We start from the raw sequence: 17,561 nt of genomic DNA, 5'->3' as shown, positions 1-17,561 counted from the left end.
CTGCCGGCAGACCCGTCATCTGGGCCTGCCCTTTGCCCTGAACTGGCCCATCTGGCACCCGTCGCGACTCGCTCCATGCCGCCATCTCTCTCGATGTGATATACTATTTGTCGGTCCCCCGCCCTCGGCCCGATCGGGCCAGCGCGGTACGCCTGAGCTTTTTCTGCTCGTCTCTGCCGTCAAAGGCTGATAGGCGCCGCTCTGGCAAAGACGATCGCTGCGATTCGGCCTGCCAGGGCGGGTTCATCGAGAGGTTGAGACAGGCGGCCCTCTCTGGTAACGGAGAGGCGCCGGCTAGCTCTACTCGCTCGCGCGTTCTGCTAGCTGCTCAGGAGTGATCTTCAGCCCGCTCCTTAGCATCCGGCTCTCACCTTGCCCGGACTCTCTGTAGCCAGGGTTGCGGCCTACTGGCTCCCTCTTCGCATTCGTCTGGACTGTGTGCTTGTGTTCGCTCTCGGTGGATAGAGGCTACCGCGTTGAGTATGCCATATTCATCACTCTGTGTCAAGCCGCATAAAGGAAACCGATGGATAATTTACAGACATTTTATGGACCAAATGCCGGCTATGTGCTAGATCTGTATGAACGTTATCGATCTGATCCCTCAGCAGTAGATGAGAAGACGCGCGCCATCTTCGCCCGTTGGAAGCCGGTGGTGGTGGAGGAGCGAGAGACCCCGGCTCTGGAGGGGGCGGAGGGGGCGGCGCTGGCTGTAGAGAAGGTGGTGGCGGCCACGGCCCTGGCCCATGCCATTCGCGAGCGTGGGCACCTGGCAGCCCGGCTTGATCCCCTTGGACGCCCTCCGCAGGGCGATCCGGCCCTCCTGCCTGAGAGCTACGGACTGAGCAAGGAGGACCTGGCTCGGTTGCCGGCCAGCGTGGTTGGTGGGCACGCCGCCGAGGGGGCCTCTCATGCCCTGGAGGCCATCGAGCGCCTGCGGGCCATGTATTCGGGGACCATCAGCTACGAGTTCGACCAGGTCAAGAGTCCCCATGAGCGCCTCTGGCTGCGCGATGCGGTGGGGCTGCAGCTCTTCCAACGCCGCCTTAGTCCCCAGGCCAGTCGCCAGTTGCTGCAGCGCCTGACCCAGGTTGAGGTCTTTGAGCGCTTCCTGCACCAGACCTATCCAGGTCAGAAGCGCTTCTCGATCGAGGGGTGCGATGTGTTGGTGCCGATGCTCGATGAGCTGATCCGCTGCGCTCTGGAGTCAGAGACACGCGAGGTCATCATCGGCATGGCTCACCGTGGGCGCCTGAATGTTCTGGCCCACGTCCTGGGCAAGTCCTATCAGGCCATTTTGGCGGAATTCGCCCACACGCGCCACGAGGAGGGGGTTCCGCTGACCGATACCTTCGGCTTCGGCTGGAGCGGCGATGTGAAGTATCATCTGGGCGCAGAGCATCTGCTGGGGGGAGAGCGCTCGCTGGCCCTCAAGGTGATTCTGGCGCCCAATCCCAGCCATTTGGAGTTTGTCAACCCGGTGGTCGAGGGCATGACGCGCGCGGCCCAGGAGCGCCGCGATCGGGGTGGGGCACCTCGCCAGGAGCTGGATGGAACGCTGCCGGTTCTGATTCACGGTGACGCGGCTTTCCCCGGCGAGGGCGTGGTCGCCGAAACCCTGAACCTGTGGCATCTGCAGGGCTACTCGGTCGGGGGCACTATCCATATTATCCTTAATAACCAGCTAGGCTTCACCACGGAGCCACAGGAGAGCCGGTCGACGCTCTTCGCCAGCGATCTGGCCAAGGGCTTTAGCATCCCCATCATCCACGTCAATGCCGATGATCCCGAGGCCGCACTGACTGCCATCCGCCTGGCCCATGCCTATCGCGACGAGTTTCATAAGGACATCCTCATCGAGCTGGTGGGCTACCGCCGCTGGGGCCACAACGAGGGCGACGAGCCAGCCTTCACACAGCCGCAGCTCTACGAGCTGATCCGAACCCATCCCACGGTGCGCGAGCTGTACGCTCAGCGCTTGCAGGAGCAGCGTCTGGTAACGCCCCAGGAGTGTGAGCAGATGGTGGAGGAGGCGTTCGCCGTCCTCCGGCAGGCAAAGCAGGAGGTAGACGAGGACCCGCGACGCTTCGAGCAGTTGGGGGGCAATGGACATAACGGTCTGGCTGTCGAGCTGGAGCCGGCTCCCCCGGTCTCCGCGGAGCAGCTGCGCCAGTTCAACCGCGAGTTGCTGCGCTGGCCTCAGGGCTTCACGGTCCATCAGCGCCTGGCCCGCGTCTTGCAGCGCCGCGCCGATGCCCTGGAACAGGGGAGCATCGATTGGGGCCATGCCGAGGCCCTGGCCTTCGCCTCGATTCTGGCCGATGGTATCCCTATCCGCCTGAGCGGCCAGGATTCTGAGCGCGGGACCTTCAGCCAGCGCCATGCAGTGCTGCACGATAGCCGCACGGGTGAGCGCTATGTGCCGCTGCAGCACCTCTCGCAGGCCCAGGCCAGCTTCGCCATCTATAATAGTCCGCTGACCGAGACGGCGGTCCTGGGCTTCGAGTACGGCTACAGCGTGCATGCCCCCGAGGCCCTGGTGCTGTGGGAGGCCCAGTATGGCGACTTCGCCAATGTGGCCCAGGTCATTATCGATCAGTTCATCGCGTCAGGACGGGCCAAGTGGCGGCAGCAGTCGTCCGTAGTGCTACTGCTGCCCCATGGCTATGAGGGCCAGGGACCAGACCATTCCAGCGCCCGCCTGGAGCGCTTCCTGCAGCTATCGGCAGGCAATAACTGGCGCGTGACCAACTGCTCAACGGCGGCCCAATACTATCACCTGCTGCGCCAGCAGGCTCACAGCCTCCAACGTCATCCGCTGCCGCTGGTGGTGCTGACTCCCAAAAGCCTGTTGCGCCATCCGCTGGCGGCGGCCAGTCTGGAGGAGCTGACCGCGGGGCGCTTTCAGCCGGTGCTCGACGACGCCGAGGCCCAGCAGCGGGCCGAGACCATCCGGCGCGTGCTGTTGGGCAGCGGGAAGATTACCGTCGATCTACTGGCAAGCGAGCGACGGGCCCAGGCGAGCGAGGTGGCAGTGGTGCGTCTCGAGCAGCTCTATCCCCTGCCCGAGGAGGCGCTGCGACAGGTCCTCAGCGGTTACCCAGCCCTGCAAGAACTGGTCTGGGTCCAGGAGGAACCGCTCAATATGGGTGCCTGGAGCTACATGGCGCCTCGCTTACAGACCTTGCTCGCCTCGCTGCCTGCCTCTCGGGCGGTGCTGCGAGTGCTGGCGCGCCCAGAGAGTGCCAGCCCGGCCACAGGCTTCATGGACCGCTACGAGGCCGAGCAGCGCGCCCTGATCGAGGAGGCTTTGCACGGTGAGGCCGGCCTGCTGGTGGAGAAGTGGCCTTCTGAGACCCCTGCAGGCAAGCGCCGGCGCTAGGGCAGGGCAGGCCCAGGCAGGCTAGCGCAGGGGCCGATAGCGAGAGCCAGCGGCCAGCTCGGGCAGGCTGGGTCTGGCAGTGCTATAATAGGCCAGGCAGGAGCCAGTTCATCCAGGCAGAGCCTGCGCGCTGGCTCGCGAACGGCTGTTTTTACCCTCTAAACAAGGCATTTCACTCATCGCGAGCGACAGTCAGCACTGCAGCAGGAAAGGCAGAACAAGCAAATGACAATAGATATTCGTGTGCCCACCCTGGGAGAATCGGTGGTCGAGGCCACGGTGGCGCGCTGGCACAAGCGCGAGGGGGAACAGGTCCGTCAGGGGGAAGTTCTGGCGGAGCTGGAGACCGACAAGGTGAGCGTTGAGGTGGTGGCCGACCACGACGGGGTGCTGGCGGAGATACTCAAGCGCGAGGGAGAGGACGTGGCCGTCGGAGAGATCCTGGCTCGTCTGGAGGAGGGGGCCCTTGGGGGAGGGGCAGAAGGCGAAGCGGGAGGCAAAGCCATCTCCGAAGCCGGTTCTCGCCAGGTTGCCTCTGCAAGCGGGGATCAGGCCCAGGTTCAGGTTCAGCCGGCGGAAGCCCAGAGCGGAGCGACACCGGCGGTCTCGGGTTCGCGGCTGGCCGACGGGCAACGTCCCCCTTCGCCTCTGGCGCGGCGCATTGCCGCCGAGTACAACATTGACCTCTCGCAGGTCAAGAGCAGCAGCCCTCATGGACGCGTGACCAAGGATGACGTCTTGCAGTATCTCGAACAGCAGCAGGAACAGGCCCGCCAGCAGAGCCAGGCTCAGGCACAGGGCCAGGTGAGTGCGCGCGATGGAGCCGCGACGGCCAGGGTCCCATCGGCGGTGCCGGCAGGTGAGGGCGCGCCCTCGGCGCCACCGGCTTTGGAGCCTCCTCCCATCTTGACGGCGGAGCCGCGGCGTGAGGAACGCATCCGACTCTCGCGTCGGCGCCTGACTATTGCCCAACGCCTGGTCGAGGCCCAGCACACGGCTGCCATGCTGACCACCTTCAACGAGGTCGACATGAGCGCTATTCTGGCGGTGCGGGCCCGCCATCGCGAGGAGTTCAAGCAGCGCTATGGCATCTCGCTCGGCTTCATGTCCTTCTTCACGAAGGCTGTGGTCGGCGCGCTCAAGGCCTTCCCCTATCTGAATGCGGAGCTACAGGGGCGCGAGCTGCTGGTCAAGCATTACTATGACATTGGGATCGCCGTCAGTACAGATGAGGGTCTGGTTGTGCCGGTGGTGCGCGATGCCGACCGCAAGAGCTTCGTTGAGATCGAGCGAGAAATCGCGGAGCTGGCGCGGCGGGCGCGCAGCAACGAGCTGACGCTGGCCGATTTGCAGGGAGGGACCTTCACCATTACGAATGGTGGAGTCTTCGGCTCGCTGCTCTCGACGCCTATTCTCAACGGGCCTCAGGTTGGCATCCTGGGGATGCATAAGGTCCAGGAGCGTCCGGTGGTGGTCGATGGCCAGGTGGTGGTGCGTCCTATGATGTACGTGGCGCTCTCCTATGACCATCGCGTGGTCGATGGCCGGGAGGCGGTGCAGTTCCTGGTGCGCGTCAAGGAGCTGCTGGAAGATCCGGAGCGGCTCCTGCTGGAAGGCTAGGGAGGACAGCTACGGCGTCGCGCGGCAGGAGATGGATAGCGACTGGAGGGGTCGAGTTGGGCCGGGCCGGGTCGGGCCGAGCAGAGGCTGATCGCCGCGGTGGACAGGTCGTTTGCTTCGATTGACAGGGACGGCCTGTTAGGCGATAATCAAGGCTGTGCTGTCCGCGCCCGGCAGGCCCTCCCATCCTGGCCAGGGAATGGGAGGACGGCGCTCGGGCCGCCTTGAGCTTCAGATGGTTCGGGCGGGATGGGAGTGGACGAGGCTGACTGATTGGGAAGCGGGGGAGAGGGAATACTCTGGCGTCCTTCGACTGATGGCAGGAATCAAGGAAATGAGCCGGCTATGCAACCACCAGAGAATCCCTACGCTCGGCAGAAGGGACACGCCGATGATCTCCAGGCCCTCGTTGGGCGATCCTTGGGCAATTTCCGTATTGTAGAGCCACTCGGCGCGGGCGGCATGGCCGCTGTTTTTAAGGCCTATCAACCGACCCTCGATCGCTATGTGGCCATCAAGGTTCTTCCTGCGCGCTACGCCCATGACCAGGTCTTCGTGAAGCGCTTTGAGCAGGAGGCCCGCTCGATCGCCAAGCTGGTCAATCCCCATATCGTCCAGATCCACGACTTCGGCGAGCAGGATAAAATCACCTACATTGTGATGGAGTATGTCGATGGCGGCACGCTGCGAGAGCGCCTCAAGAGCCGCTCGCTGTCCTTAATGGAGGCCGTCGATTTTCTGCTGCAGGCAGCAGAGGGGCTGCGTTGTGCCCATAGCCATAATATCGTGCACCGCGATGTCAAGCCGAGCAATATGTTGCTACGTCGCGATGGCCATCTCTTGCTCTCCGATTTTGGGATCGCCAAGATCCTGGAAGGCACGACGCACCTGACGCGGGCTGGGGTCGGTATTGGAACGCCGCAGTATATGTCCCCAGAGCAGGGCACGGGCCAGGCCGTTGACCAGCGCAGCGACATCTATTCGCTGGGAATCGTCTTCTTTGAATGTCTGACGGGACGGGTCCCTTTCACGGCGGAGAATCCGGTCAGCGTAACGCTCAAGCACTTACAGGAGCCGCTACCGCTGGAACCTCTCCGTCTGGCAGGGGTGCCGGCGGCCATCGAGCGCGTGGTGGTTAAGATGGCGGCCAAGGCGCCTGCCGATCGCTATCAGTCGATTGAGGAGATGGTGGAAGCCCTGGCAGCGGCCTTGAGCGCGACAGGGCTGTCTGCACCGCGGCTCTGGCGTGCACCGCTCGGCTCTTCGTCCTCCAGCTCTGCAACCTTGCTCTCTCCCCAGGCAGGCGGCGCGGCTCCCCCGCGAGGCTCGCCCTCTTCTCCCTTCGTCGCGGGACCCGCTACGCTGGGAAGCGGGGGGAGCGCGGCCTCACACCCAACAGTGACGCTCTCTTGCTTCCGCTGCGGTACCCCGAATCCCAGTACGCGCCTGTTCTGTACAACGTGCGGCTATGAGTTGGCCGACCGGAAGGCGGCTAAGGATCGCTATGTCGACCCCCAGGGACGGGTCGTGCTGGCGAGCCTGACACTGCAAAGCGGACCGCTCGCTGGTCGCTCTTTCCGCTTCCATCAGGATGTGACGACAATCGGGCGTACCAATGGGAACGATTTTATTATCGCCGGTCGCACGGTCTCGCGCCGCCATGCCCGGCTGTGGTTCGATAACGGTCTGTGGTACCTGGAGGATCTCCAGAGCGCCAATGGTACCCTGGTGAATGGTGAGCGCATTCAGCAAACGGTCTTGCGCGACGGCGATCTGATCCAGTTCGGCGATGAACGTTTGATCTTTCATATAGTTTATAAGTAGGAGCGGTTGCTATAGCAAGGCGGGGGCGTCGGGTGGCCAATCTGGTGGCCGCTCAGACGCTTTCTGGCCCGGAAAGGGTGACAGGCGATGGCTTCTTTGAATCCGTTGAATGCGGCGCTGCAGCAGTTGTTGCTGGGCAGGGCTGTCCGTCAGAACCATGCTTTGGAGCATGCCACGATCGTGCTGCTGAGCCGCAAGTTCCCGGAGGTCCGTTTCTCGGGGATTTCATCGGCTTTGGGCTTTGCGGTGTTTGGGGATGTGCCGACGGAGGAGGTGCTGCCAGCGGCGGAGGAGGCGCTGCATCTGCTGCGCACGACACAGCCAGAGTTGGCGGTCCATGAGCGCTGCGGCACCAATCTGGCGGTAGCTGGCCTGCTGAGTGGACTGTCGGCGATGACCGTGGCGCGCATGCGGCGCCCGTTCAATACTTTTAATAATGTGGTGCTGGCCACAACGGCGGCGCTGGTGGTGGCACGGCCCTTGGGTTTGACGGTCCAGCGCTATCTGACAACCCAGACTCCGTCGGAGTCGATGCGCATCACTGGGGTGAAGCGCTTCGAGGTGCTGGGAACGCCGGCGCATTTTGTGAGTACAGAGAATCCCGAGGCCGCCCATCTGTTCTCCTGGTGACAGATGAGTGGGGGAGGTGTTGCGATGACGACGAGCGCAGAGCGCGAGCGCTTGCTGGTCGAGCCGGCCTGGCTGGAGGAGCACCTGGATGATCCGGCGCTGCGCATTGTGGATATGCGTGGCTATGTCCGGACAGTGGACTGCGGGCCTGGCGAACAGGAGGCGGTGTATGAGGGGGCGCGGGCAGAGTATGAGCAGGGGCATATCCCTGGGGCGCTTTACCTGGACTGGACGAGCGATATTGTCGATCCCGATAGCGAGGTGAAGGCGCAAGTGGCTCCGCCGGAGCGCTTCGCCGAGGTCCTGGGACGTCTGGGCATTGGGGATGAGCATCTGGTGGTGGCCTACGATGCTCATCCGGCCTCGCAGTTTGCTACGCGGCTGTGGTGGGCACTGACCTACTATGGGCACCGTGAGGTGCGGGTGCTGAATGGAGGTTTCCCACGCTGGGTGCGCGAGGGTCGTCCTGTGACGACGGAGGTGCCACGCTTCGCGCCAGCGGTCTTTACTGCGCGCGTGCAACCTGAGCTGCGGGCTACGGCTGAAGAGGTACTGGCGGCCCTGAACCAGGCCGGCGTCCGGCTGATCGATGCTCGCGACCTGGGCCAGTATAGCGGGCAGGTGGTTCGCCGTCCGGGCCGCGCGGGCCATATTCCGGGGGCGATCAATATCCCACGCGAGGAGCTGGTCGATCCTCAGACGGGGCAGTTCCGCAGCAATGAGGAACTGGCGGCTGTCTTTGCGCGCGCTGGCGTGCGTCCGGAGGAGCGAGTGATCGCCTATTGCAACGGCGGCGTGGCGGCAACGGTGGTGCTCTTTAGCCTGGCCTTACTGGGCTATCCTCATCTGACGAACTACGATGGCTCCTGGAATGAATGGGGGGTCCGTCCCGATCTCCCAACGGAGGTCTAGGGTCACCGACTTCCGGCTCCAGCCGGGAGCTTGCCCGCAGCCTGCCTGATCGGCCCGGGCTCCAGGGCTGATTGACAGCCGCCTCCTGCCCCACAAGGCAGTCCAGGCTGCACGTCCGAGACTGGGCCGGGCTGCTTTGCTATCGGCATATCCCTCGGCTCCACAGGGACAGGTGAAGGCATGTCGGCGACGGGTTCCCCATCGCCCACAGCGGGCACAGCGCTGACTGCTACAGGCCGGGCCACCCTCCACTACGCGCCGCCCTCGCTCGTGGACCTGTTGCTCCACCCAGCGCCAGAGCAGTCTCCCTTGCCACAGCGCGAGCCGTCGCCCCCAGGCCCTCCCCGGGAGTCGCTCGTTCTGCAGCGGAAGGACCTGCAACCGTTCGAGAGCCGGGACTGTCTGCGGAGGGGTCCATGCTACGAGGCGCTTCCCCTTGGTCTGCGCGTCAGTCTGTCAGTCTGAGAGCGGTGCCGTTGCCGATGGCGAAGCCATGTAAGCACCCGCCGAACACTGCGCGTCGGTCCCGGTGCTGCGCCAGGCGAGCCGCCAGCCTGCGCTGCAGGCACGCCAGCGGCGTGGTGATCCGGTGAGGGGACCTGCCCCGCTTTCCTGTTCACAGCACGCACCCGCTGGCCGCTGTCGACCGCCATGAGCACTCTTTGTCTCGTTGAGATCACTTCTGGCCACATTGGCAGCCTCGGAACTCTCCGTTAGGGGAATCCAGCACCGCGAGCCAGCGTGAGGGTGAGCTGCCCCACGAGCGGTCCCTGGCGCTCGGTGACTACGCGAGGCTCGATGCTCTTGGCCTGGGGCGGCTGGCTGAGGCGCTGGCTGGCCTCTGAGGGCGAGAGGCCCGTTCCGAGCTGCTCTGCCTGTGGGTCTATCGGACAGAGCAGCTCGGGCTGACGTGAGGCAGAGCGAGGTGGCTTACTCCGGTCCCACCATGCGGTGCGGCACATACGGCTCCTCTAGATAGGCCACTTCTTCGGCGCTGAGCTGCACATCGAGGGCCCCTACAGCCTCTTCCAGCTGACGAACTTTGGTGGCTCCGACGATTGGGGCGGTCACCGGGTCTTTCTGTAGCAGCCAGGCCAGGGCGATCTGGGCCCGGGGAACGGCCCGCCGATGAGCTACCTCTCCCAGGCGATCGATGATCTGCTGATCAGCGGCAGCCGTGGCATCGTACTTGAGCCTGGCAATCTGGTCGGTCTCTGCTCGCAGGGTCCCCTCGGTAGAGCGCTCGCGGGCCAGCCGGCCGGAGGCCAGGGGGCTGTAGGGGATGACTCCGATGCCTTCCTGGCGGCAGAGTGGAAGCATCTCGCGCTCTTCCTCGCGATAGATGAGATTGAGGTGATTCTGCATAGAGACAAAGCGGCTCCAGCCGTGTTTCTCGGCTACGTAGAGCGCCCTCTGAAATTGCCAGGCATACATGGATGAGGCCCCGATGTAGCGCACTTTGCCGGCCCTGACGACGTCATTAAGGGCCTCTAGGGTCTCTTCAATGGGCGTCTGGTAGTCCCAGCGATGGATCTGGTAGAGGTCGATGTAGTCTGTTCCCAGTCGCTTGAGGCTGTGGTCGACTTCCGAGAGAATGGCTTTGCGCGAGAGGCCGGCCCCGTTGGGGCCTTCGCGCATGCCGAAGAAGACTTTGGTCGCAATGACGACTTCGTCGCGCCGGGCAAAATCTTTGAGGGCGCGCCCAACGATCTCTTCACTGGCCCCGAGCGAATAGACGTTAGCAGTGTCGAAAAAGTTGATTCCCAGGTCAAGTGCTTTCTTGATGATCTGGCGACTCTGCTCCTCATCAAGAACCCACTGATGGATCCAGCGGGTGGCATCGCCGAAGCTCATGCAGCCGAGGCAGATACGTGAAACCTCCAGTCCTGTGCGACCGAGTCGTGTATATTGCATTGCTACCTCTCTTTATATTTAGTTCTTGAACACCTATGCAGCGAGCAGAGGGGCCTGGGGAGGGGCAGGCTGCCTCTGCACAGGTGGCAAGGCAGCGCCCTGTCTCTGGCTCTCCGGCTGGGGTGATTCTTTCACTGGAGAGTATAGTCTTACCGTTGGCCAGGCACGTAGGACGATCCTGGCCGATCATTGGCCGATTCTCTCAAAAAATGACGGCCCTCACAGTCGGCCCCGGGGGTGGCCGGGAGAGAGCGCAGGGCCACAAGCGCAGCGTGCGGGAGCGCTTCGCCCCTTGGCTTTGAACGGAGAGGCTGGCGCCTCGAGCAGAGCATTGCCAGGAAAAGTGGCTCGGAGAGGAAGACGAGGGAGGATTCGCCCGCCGCTGTGAATTTCGTATTATTCATAGAAATACGAAATTCATTGGTTCCGCCAGTATCGGACGGCGGCCTGTCTGGCGCAGGCTTCGCCAGGAGGTTGAGCTTTGTTGAACAGGTCCGATCACGAGATGAGGAAGCCAGCTCGTCTCCAGCCAGCCGCTGCGAGACCGCCACCGCTGAGCTGTCTCGTCTCTGCCTGCCTTGTCTCTGCACGGCGGTCTCTTGCAGTGCTCTCCTATGGCGAGCGCTCGCGTCCCTCAACGCTGCGGCCCTTCTCGCTCCCTTCAAGGGGTCTGCACTCTCTCGTGGAGGCCCCTCTCGACCGCCTCACCCAGAAGGCATGCCAGGCTCTCTGGAAGGGTCACGAGCCGCAAAGGACTGACGAGAGCAGCCAGCGAGCGCAGCCGGCAGTAGCCGGCTTGCAAAAACGGAGAGCAGACTATAAGACAAAGAGGCCTGAGGCACCTCACAGTCCTTCCAGGAAGCGAGGGGAGCCTTCCAGGCGGTGTTTCCGGGCAACCATCTTTTTCAATTGCCCCTGTGACCATCCCCTCTATCAATTTCCTCGACGTAGCCAACTCCTTCCCCATTGCCGCTTCCTTCTCCCAGAGGCTGCCCTTGACAAACCCTCTCCCAATGCTTTATACTTATATAAAGGCAAAAATATATTTTAGAAGAATATATGAGCAGTAAGAGAGCCTCCCCTCATCGCACGAGCGCGAGCCGGAAGACCGCGGCATTGCTCCCGCCAGCGCAGCCCGCACTGGCAGCGGTCATACGCGAACAAGAGCTGGGGCCACAGCAGGCAGGGTCGAGCCTGATCATTGCCAGCGAGGACCTTGATCTGCTACGGCGCATTGCCGACCTGGCCGACCTCTATGCCCAACACGAGGCTTTCGCGCGCTACCATCGCCGTCAGGCGCATAACACACGTCTCCGCCAGCTTTGGGACCTCAAAGCCTTTGCCACCTTCTGTCTGGAGGCTGGGGCCCAGGTAACTGGGGTCTCCCTGCAGACGGATGTCGTCACCCTGACTCAGGCTCTCTTTCTGGAAGCGGCCACCTGGCGTTTCGTCAGTGCCGGCCTCGTCCAGCTCTTTGTCTCCTGGATGGAACGGCAGGGCTACGCCATTCAGACCATCAACGTGCGCCTCTCCACCGTCAAGCGCTACTGTCGGCTGGCTGCAGAGGCCGGTTTCCTCTCGCAGGAAGAGCTTTACCGCATCAGCCGTGTCCAGGGGTATCGCCACAAGGAGGGGCGTCACCTCGACCGTCGGCGCCCCATCACAAGGCGGGGAGCCAAAAAAGCCGAGCCGAACTCCTTAACCGAAGAGCAAGTGGCCTGGCTCAAGCGCTGCCATGACCCTCACACTCCCCAGGGGCGGCGAGCGCGCGTCATCCTCTGTCTCCTGCTCGACCTGGGCCTGCGCGTCGGCGAGCTTGTCGCACTCCAGGTAAAGGACATCCAGCTCAGCCGGGGTCTGCTGCACTTCTACCGCGAAAAAGTGGACAAGGAGCAGACTCATCGCCTGTCCGTTGACTGCCTGCAAGCCCTACGCGCCTATCTGCCCGACGTCGCCGGAGAGCGCTACCTGTTCCCGGGCTACAAAGGACGTCACATCAGCACGCGCCTGGTTGAGTACCTGCTCGAAGACCTTGGCAACCAGCTTGGTATCGATCGCCTCTCGCCTCACGATTGTCGCCACTATTGGGCCACCTATCACGCCCGTCGCCAGCGCAATCTGGCCCAGCTTCAGCAAGCTGGAGGCTGGAACTCGCCCGTCATGGTGCTGCGCTACTACGTCGCCTCCGAGATCGCCAACGAGGGCCTGCTTCCCTCTCGCGAGCAGGAAGACTAAAATAGGAACCGGAAGAGGAAGTCAGGGAAGAGCGATACAGAGTGCAGAGAACGGAACAGTCCCTTGAGCGGCAGAGCCAAAAGAGGAGAAGCCAGCCATGCCTTTCAAAATTGGTGTCTACGGCTCCAACATCGTCGAGAGCGAACGGGCGCTGACCCTGGCCCAAGAGCTAGGGCAGGCCCTGGCCGAGCGCCATTGCATCGTCATCACCGGCGCCTGCAGCGGCATGCCCTATGCTGTTGCCCGAGCGGCCTTCGAACACGGGGCCGAAATCTGGGGCTTCACCCCAGCGCTCAACCTTGACGAGCACCGCCAGGCCTATCCCCAGGACGACGCTGGTATCTACCGCCGCCTCATCTATGTCCCCCCGGGCTACCAGGACCTCTTCGGACTCGTCCCGGCAACGCCCGAGCGCGACTGGGGTGCCCGCCTCAAATATCGCAACGTGATCTCCACAGTGAACAGCGACGCCGGCATCATCATCAGCGGTGGCTGGGGCACCCTCAACGAATTTACGAACCTCATCTACGAAGGGAAACCCATCGGCGTCCTGATCGGCAGCGGTGGCCTGGCCGACGAGCTACCCGCCTGGTATCCCCGTCTGCGCAAAAAAACAGCCTCGCCGGTCCTCTTCGAAGAGAATCCGACGAGGCTGCTCACGCTCGTCCTCCAGCACCTGGCGTAGCCGGCAACCGCCGACCCGCGCAGCACGCTCGAACAGAAAGGGTGACCGAGCGTGAGGGGTGAGGCTGAGGCGCGGGCTGCGGACCGCAGGGCCCGCCTGAACAGGTGCCCGCCGAAGGCACAGCGAGGAAAGCCACAGCCTGCACCAGCTCATCGCCATGGGGCAAGCTGCGGCGTAGGGCCGGAGCCTCCGGGCGAAGGAAGCAGCGGGAAGCCCTTCTCAGGCCGTCACCGCCTGCCGCTCAGCCGCAGCAGCGGTGACGCTGATTCGCCTGGGCAGGCTCCCCTCAGCCACGGGCACCGTGATGGTCAGAACCCCATGTTCGTAGTGGGCCTCGACCTTCTCCGCGTCGATCGGGCGCTCGAAGGTCACCACCCGCTCGCAGGTACCGCTGCCGATCTCATGCAGCAGCCAGTTGACCTGCTGTCCTTCCTGCACCGCCGGCGGATAGCAGACGCGGATCTGCAGGCTCTGGTCCCGAACCTCAAGCCCGATATCCTCCGGCTTGACCCCGGGCACCCAAGCCCTGATCACATAGCCCTGCCCGCTCTCATAGACATCCAGCGGCAGTTCTGGACGAGGCTCACCCTCCACACGCCACAGTGGACGAACAACGCTCTGTTCAAACAGCCGGCTCAGCGCTTCGCGCAGGCTGATCATCTCATGCAGCGGATCAAAGCGCGTCATGACCGTCATGGCGCTCACCTCCCTCTGCCGAAATGACCAGAGAGCAAACGGCCCTGAAACCAACTGTTCCTACCAACCAGCTTCGACGGGCGGCGAGGTCGCTCACCCCGGCTCATCGTCCGAACCGCCGGGCAACCTCTGCCGCTCGTCCTCTCTCCCGTTTCCACCCAGAAACAACCACCAGGGGGGAGGACTTTATTCCCATTCCCCCCTCAGATTGACCTCTTCCTTCAAGGCCGCCTGCAGTTCCGCTCGTGTTGGTGTTGTCGCTGGTCCGGCGCGTTCAACCGCCAGCGAGGCGGCCACATTCGCCTCGTAGGCGGCCTCACTCAGACATTTGCCAGCCGCTAAAGCGGCCAGGAAGGCCGCCACGTGAGCATCGCCCGCCCCTGTCGTATCCACTACCACTCGCGCTGGCCTGGCCACAACGTGGCGCGGCGCCTCCCCCTCGCCAGTCGCCAGCCAACAGCCCTCGGCCCCCACTCGCGCCACCACAATTCCCTGGGGAGCCAGACGCTCGCGCAGCTGGGCTGCTCCCCGGGCCGGCTCCTCCTCGCCGCTCAGCAGCCGCAGCTCGCGCGCATTCAGACTCAGCACATCTACCCGACTCAGCACTCGCTCCAGCCGCGCCGCCGAGATCGAGGCGACCAGGGGACCCGGATCGAGGACAAGCAGACAGCCGGAAGGCAACTGGGGCAGCCAGGCCTCCAGAGCTGCTCCCGAGACTGGATAGCAGAGATCGTAGCCCGAGACATAGACCGCATCGCCCTCCTGTAGCGCCAGCGGTGCCAGCTCCTCCAGGCTCAGCTCGGCCTCCACTCCCGGGGCTGTCACAAAGGTGCGCTCTCCATCCGGCTCGACCAGCCCAATATCGAAGCCGGTGTCCCGTCCCCTCACCGGCGGCAGCAGACCTGGAATGCCGGCCGCTTCCAGCTCGGCCCGTACCAGGCTGCCCATGGGCCCATCTCCAATGCGGCCCGCATAGGCCGCCGGCAGCCCGAGGCGCCAGGCCCCGAGCAGGACATTGAAGCCGCCTCCCACCGCCTGCAGCGAGCGCTGCGCCAACAGATCGCCGCCGCGCTCGGGCAGGCGCTCCACATAGAGCAGCAGATCGACCAGGACGCTGCCCACCAGCACCAGGCGCTTCGGGCGCAATCGTAGCTCACTCATACCGACCCCTTCTCTCCAGGCAGCTCTGAGACCAGCTCGCCGCCAGCGTCCACCGCCAACGCGGCGCTCCTGCTGCCTATCAAAGCAAGCAGCCAGTAGACAAGCGCGCTCACCACAAAGCCCAACAGATAGCCCAGGCTACTAGAAGCGAAAATCCCGCGTGCCAGCGGACCCGTGAACCAGGGCGAGACCGTGAACAAGAGTCCTACGACAATCCCCAGCAGCCAGGCTACCACGGCCCGCCAGTTGATTCCTGCCCGATAATAGTAGCGACTCCCCGGCCCCGTTTCCACCAGGCCGCGCGCCTCGTAGCCGCGGCGCAGGAGCATATCCACTAAAAAGACCGCCGCCCAGGCCGTCAAACCATCCGAGAGCAACTGCAAGAAGCTCTCAAACGGCCCAAAGAAATCTTGAGCCACCAGCATCACATAGGCAGCCCCGGCCACCATCAACACCCCATCGATCAACACCGTTTTGTAGCGCTCCAGCCGCACCCCCAGGGCCAGAAGATTCAGTCCCGAGGAATAGATCGACAGATCCGCCGAGGCGATCAAGCCGCCGACCGCCGTCAGCAGGTAGGGGGCCGCCATCCAGGCGGGCAGCTCCTGCCCAATGGCCGTAATTGGATTGGTAGCGCTCGTCAGATTGGGCAAGCGGCTCGACAGAAAGACCCCCGTCATGATCAGCACCACCAGCGGGAGCGTGGCCCCCAACACCGTCCAACCAACGATTGCCCAGCCGCTGGCCCTACGCGGCAAATAGCGGGTATAATCGGCCCCGGCATTGGCCCAGCCGATCCCCGTGCCCGCGATGACAATACTCAGTGTAGCCAGCACTCCACTATCCCAGGGACCGGGAGGGGCCGCCAGGATCTTCGCCCAGTCCGTCTTTGCCAGCAGGAACAAGACCACGACCAGCGTGAGCAGGCCGAAGATCCAGGTCGCCGCGCGCTGAATCCACACCAGCGTCGCATGACCAAGCAGGCCAAAGACTACCACCAGCAGCGCCACCACTACCAGGCTCACCAGCGTCCAGACGGGGGTTGCAGGAAGCCCAAGCAAGGCCAACAGCCCAAGCAGAGCATAAGCCGCTGTAATGACCGTCACCGTCTCCCAGCCGACCAGGCTGATCCAACTGATCAGCGTCGGCCCCAGATTGCCGCGCGAGCCAAAGGGAGCGCGCGAGAGCGTCAACATGGGGGCCCCGCCCCACTTACCAGCCACACTGAGCACCCCGACCAGCACGAAGGAGCCAGCCGAGCCAACCACAGCCACCAGCAGACTCTGCCAGAGATTCAGCCCGGCAGCAGTCAGAATGCCCCCGTAGACGATACCCAGGATACCAATATTGGCGGCGAACCAGACCCAAAACAGTTCAGTGGGCGCTCCGTGACGCTCATCGTCCCCAATCGGCTCGATCCCATGTAGCTCGATGGCCCAGGGACGATCAGCTTCCGGCTGTTGCTGTTGTCGCACGCTCACAGGCGTACCTCCTCTTGTTGCAGGCGGGTCCGCAGAGCCAGCAGCTCGCTGACCAGCCCATCGACGTCTAAAGCATTGACCTGCACCACCGTGGTGCGTGCCTCCTCTGGGAAGACCTCCAGGCCCGAGCAGGCCCCAAGCATTGCCCCGACCAGGGCGGCGATCGTATCGCTGTCACCTCCCAGGCGAGCGGCGATGAGACAGGCCCGCCAGGGATCAGCCTGCCAGCGCGCCGCCAGGGCGAAAGCCGCCGGCACTGCCTCCTGTGTTGCCACCCCCGTGCCAATCAGATCAACAATGGCGTCCTGTGCGCTCTCCTCATCTAGCTGGCTGACCAGGTCCACGGCCCAGATCAGACGTTCGGCCACGGAAGCCCCCGCCACATAAGCGCCCCGCGCCTGGCCCAGGCGAGCCAGGCGCAGCCCCTCACCGAGGGCCTCAGCGAAGGTAGCTCCTTCCAGACCGGCGCTCACCACCGCCGCCACCGCCGCCGCGCCCGCGATGGCCAGACCAGTGAAGTGGGTTGGACGACAGACCTCCTCTATGCATTCCAGAAAGCGCTCCACCGGCTCCAGCGGCACTGCAATCCCCACCGGAGCGATGCGCATCGCCGCGCCGTTCGTATCGCCGCGTCGGCCCGCCTCCTCGGGTGCCTCCCCTCGCCGGACCGCCTCCAAGGCCCGCCGCGACGACGGCCCAAGCTGCTCGCTGCCATCGGCCTCCGCCTGCTCGGCCCAACGCAGCAGCTCTTGCACAAAGCGATCGCTGGGCACACGGCCTTTCTCCTCGACCAACAGGCGGGCCACCAACAGGGCCTGCTGAGTGTCATCGGTCACACGGCCCGCCGGCTGGCCGGCGCTGATAGCGTTCTGCTGAGGCCCAGCTTCAAAGCCTTCCAGGGCTGGAAAGAGCTGGGCCACCAGAGAGCGTGGCAGCATCTGGGTCGGCATCCCGAGGGCATCGCCAATGGCTAACCCCAGCAAGGCCCCCTGGGCCCGGCGCAGCATTTCTTTCTGCATGA

Annotated in this window: 14 protein-coding genes; 7 read left to right on the top strand and 7 right to left on the bottom strand. The window is 63.9% G+C overall.

What is annotated here, in order from left to right; genetic code table 11:
* Window positions 1-526 precede the first annotated feature (526 nt).
* The 5 genes from ACFMO7_RS11700 to ACFMO7_RS11680 all read left to right on the top strand — a co-directional run bounded on the left by ACFMO7_RS11700 (window position 527) and on the right by ACFMO7_RS11680 (window position 8,368).
* The gene (locus ACFMO7_RS11700; protein WP_376795660.1) at window positions 527-3,382 is read left to right on the top strand and encodes a 2-oxoglutarate dehydrogenase E1 component; all 2,856 of its coding nucleotides are present in this window, start codon (window positions 527-529) and stop codon (window positions 3,380-3,382) included.
* A gap of 225 nt (window positions 3,383-3,607) precedes the next feature.
* On the top strand, window positions 3,608-5,002 hold the full coding sequence (odhB, locus tag ACFMO7_RS11695; RefSeq protein WP_376795659.1) for a 2-oxoglutarate dehydrogenase complex dihydrolipoyllysine-residue succinyltransferase: 1,395 nt from the start codon (window positions 3,608-3,610) through the stop codon (window positions 5,000-5,002).
* Between the two features lie 345 nt (window positions 5,003-5,347).
* On the top strand, window positions 5,348-6,826 hold the full coding sequence (locus tag ACFMO7_RS11690; RefSeq protein ID WP_376795658.1) for a protein kinase: 1,479 nt from the start codon (window positions 5,348-5,350) through the stop codon (window positions 6,824-6,826).
* Between the two features lie 87 nt (window positions 6,827-6,913).
* Window positions 6,914-7,456, top strand: a complete 543-nt coding sequence (locus ACFMO7_RS11685; protein WP_376795657.1) for a DUF6391 domain-containing protein — start codon at window positions 6,914-6,916, stop codon at window positions 7,454-7,456.
* A 24-nt stretch (window positions 7,457-7,480) separates the two neighbouring features.
* Complete coding sequence (locus ACFMO7_RS11680) at window positions 7,481-8,368, top strand: sulfurtransferase (RefSeq protein WP_376795656.1); 888 nt, start codon at window positions 7,481-7,483, stop codon at window positions 8,366-8,368.
* Here the strand turns inward: ACFMO7_RS11680 and ACFMO7_RS11675 are convergent.
* The 3 genes from ACFMO7_RS11675 to ACFMO7_RS11665 all read right to left on the bottom strand — a co-directional run bounded on the left by ACFMO7_RS11675 (window position 8,285) and on the right by ACFMO7_RS11665 (window position 10,282).
* The gene (locus ACFMO7_RS11675; protein WP_376795655.1) at window positions 8,285-8,656 is read right to left on the bottom strand and encodes a zinc ribbon domain-containing protein; all 372 of its coding nucleotides are present in this window, start codon (window positions 8,654-8,656) and stop codon (window positions 8,285-8,287) included. The two genes, ACFMO7_RS11680 and ACFMO7_RS11675, sit on opposite strands and share 84 nt — an antisense overlap.
* Before the next feature lie 425 nt (window positions 8,657-9,081).
* Complete coding sequence (locus ACFMO7_RS11670; RefSeq protein WP_376795654.1) at window positions 9,082-9,330, bottom strand: hypothetical protein; 249 nt, start codon at window positions 9,328-9,330, stop codon at window positions 9,082-9,084.
* Window positions 9,299-10,282: an aldo/keto reductase gene (locus ACFMO7_RS11665; protein WP_376795653.1), complete on the bottom strand. Its 984-nt coding sequence runs from the start codon at window positions 10,280-10,282 to the stop codon at window positions 9,299-9,301. Before ACFMO7_RS11665 ends, ACFMO7_RS11670 begins: the two co-directional genes overlap by 32 nt.
* A 1,059-nt stretch (window positions 10,283-11,341) precedes the next feature.
* Here ACFMO7_RS11665 and ACFMO7_RS11660 point away from each other — a divergent pair.
* The gene (locus ACFMO7_RS11660) at window positions 11,342-12,517 is read left to right on the top strand and encodes a tyrosine-type recombinase/integrase (RefSeq protein ID WP_376795652.1); all 1,176 of its coding nucleotides are present in this window, start codon (window positions 11,342-11,344) and stop codon (window positions 12,515-12,517) included.
* 97 nt (window positions 12,518-12,614) lie between these two features.
* Window positions 12,615-13,202: a hypothetical protein gene (locus tag ACFMO7_RS11655; protein WP_376795651.1), complete on the top strand. Its 588-nt coding sequence runs from the start codon at window positions 12,615-12,617 to the stop codon at window positions 13,200-13,202.
* Between the two features lie 219 nt (window positions 13,203-13,421).
* On the opposite strand, the gene ACFMO7_RS11650 is transcribed toward ACFMO7_RS11655, so the two are convergent.
* The 4 genes from ACFMO7_RS11650 to ACFMO7_RS11635 all read right to left on the bottom strand — a co-directional run bounded on the left by ACFMO7_RS11650 (window position 13,422) and on the right by ACFMO7_RS11635 (window position 17,559).
* The gene (locus ACFMO7_RS11650) at window positions 13,422-13,898 is read right to left on the bottom strand and encodes an Hsp20/alpha crystallin family protein (protein ID WP_376795650.1); all 477 of its coding nucleotides are present in this window, start codon (window positions 13,896-13,898) and stop codon (window positions 13,422-13,424) included.
* A 186-nt stretch (window positions 13,899-14,084) separates the two neighbouring features.
* On the bottom strand, window positions 14,085-15,059 hold the full coding sequence (locus ACFMO7_RS11645) for a PfkB family carbohydrate kinase (RefSeq protein ID WP_376795649.1): 975 nt from the start codon (window positions 15,057-15,059) through the stop codon (window positions 14,085-14,087).
* Entirely contained in the window at window positions 15,056-16,540 is a 1,485-nt protein-coding gene (locus ACFMO7_RS11640; RefSeq protein WP_376795648.1) for a purine-cytosine permease family protein, read from the bottom strand. Before ACFMO7_RS11640 ends, ACFMO7_RS11645 begins: the two co-directional genes overlap by 4 nt.
* Window positions 16,537-17,559 carry an ADP-ribosylglycohydrolase family protein gene (locus ACFMO7_RS11635; protein WP_376795647.1) on the bottom strand — a complete coding sequence of 341 codons (1,023 nt, stop codon included), beginning with the start codon at window positions 17,557-17,559 and terminating at the stop codon, window positions 16,537-16,539. Before ACFMO7_RS11635 ends, ACFMO7_RS11640 begins: the two co-directional genes overlap by 4 nt.
* Window positions 17,560-17,561 lie beyond the last annotated feature (2 nt).

This window comes from Thermogemmatispora sp. (assembly GCF_042408735.1).
Taxonomy (GTDB): domain Bacteria; phylum Chloroflexota; class Ktedonobacteria; order Ktedonobacterales; family Ktedonobacteraceae; genus Thermogemmatispora.
The sequence above is the reverse complement of the archived record's forward strand: the minus strand, read 5'-3'. Positions and strand labels throughout refer to the sequence as shown.

Coding starts and splice junctions, on each gene's coding strand:
- ACFMO7_RS11645 (WP_376795649.1), bottom strand. CDS start 15,059: ATGAGTGAGCTACGATTGCGCCCGAAGCGCCTGGTGCTGGTGGGCAGC.
- ACFMO7_RS11635 (WP_376795647.1), bottom strand. CDS start 17,559: ATGCAGAAAGAAATGCTGCGCCGGGCCCAGGGGGCCTTGCTGGGGTTA.
- ACFMO7_RS11685 (WP_376795657.1), top strand. CDS start 6,914: ATGGCTTCTTTGAATCCGTTGAATGCGGCGCTGCAGCAGTTGTTGCTG.
- ACFMO7_RS11690 (WP_376795658.1), top strand. CDS start 5,348: ATGCAACCACCAGAGAATCCCTACGCTCGGCAGAAGGGACACGCCGAT.
- ACFMO7_RS11700 (WP_376795660.1), top strand. CDS start 527: ATGGATAATTTACAGACATTTTATGGACCAAATGCCGGCTATGTGCTA.
- odhB (WP_376795659.1), top strand. CDS start 3,608: ATGACAATAGATATTCGTGTGCCCACCCTGGGAGAATCGGTGGTCGAG.
- ACFMO7_RS11650 (WP_376795650.1), bottom strand. CDS start 13,898: ATGACGGTCATGACGCGCTTTGATCCGCTGCATGAGATGATCAGCCTG.
- ACFMO7_RS11680 (WP_376795656.1), top strand. CDS start 7,481: ATGACGACGAGCGCAGAGCGCGAGCGCTTGCTGGTCGAGCCGGCCTGG.
- ACFMO7_RS11655 (WP_376795651.1), top strand. CDS start 12,615: ATGCCTTTCAAAATTGGTGTCTACGGCTCCAACATCGTCGAGAGCGAA.
- ACFMO7_RS11660 (WP_376795652.1), top strand. CDS start 11,342: ATGAGCAGTAAGAGAGCCTCCCCTCATCGCACGAGCGCGAGCCGGAAG.
- ACFMO7_RS11665 (WP_376795653.1), bottom strand. CDS start 10,282: ATGCAATATACACGACTCGGTCGCACAGGACTGGAGGTTTCACGTATC.
- ACFMO7_RS11670 (WP_376795654.1), bottom strand. CDS start 9,330: ATGTGCCGCACCGCATGGTGGGACCGGAGTAAGCCACCTCGCTCTGCC.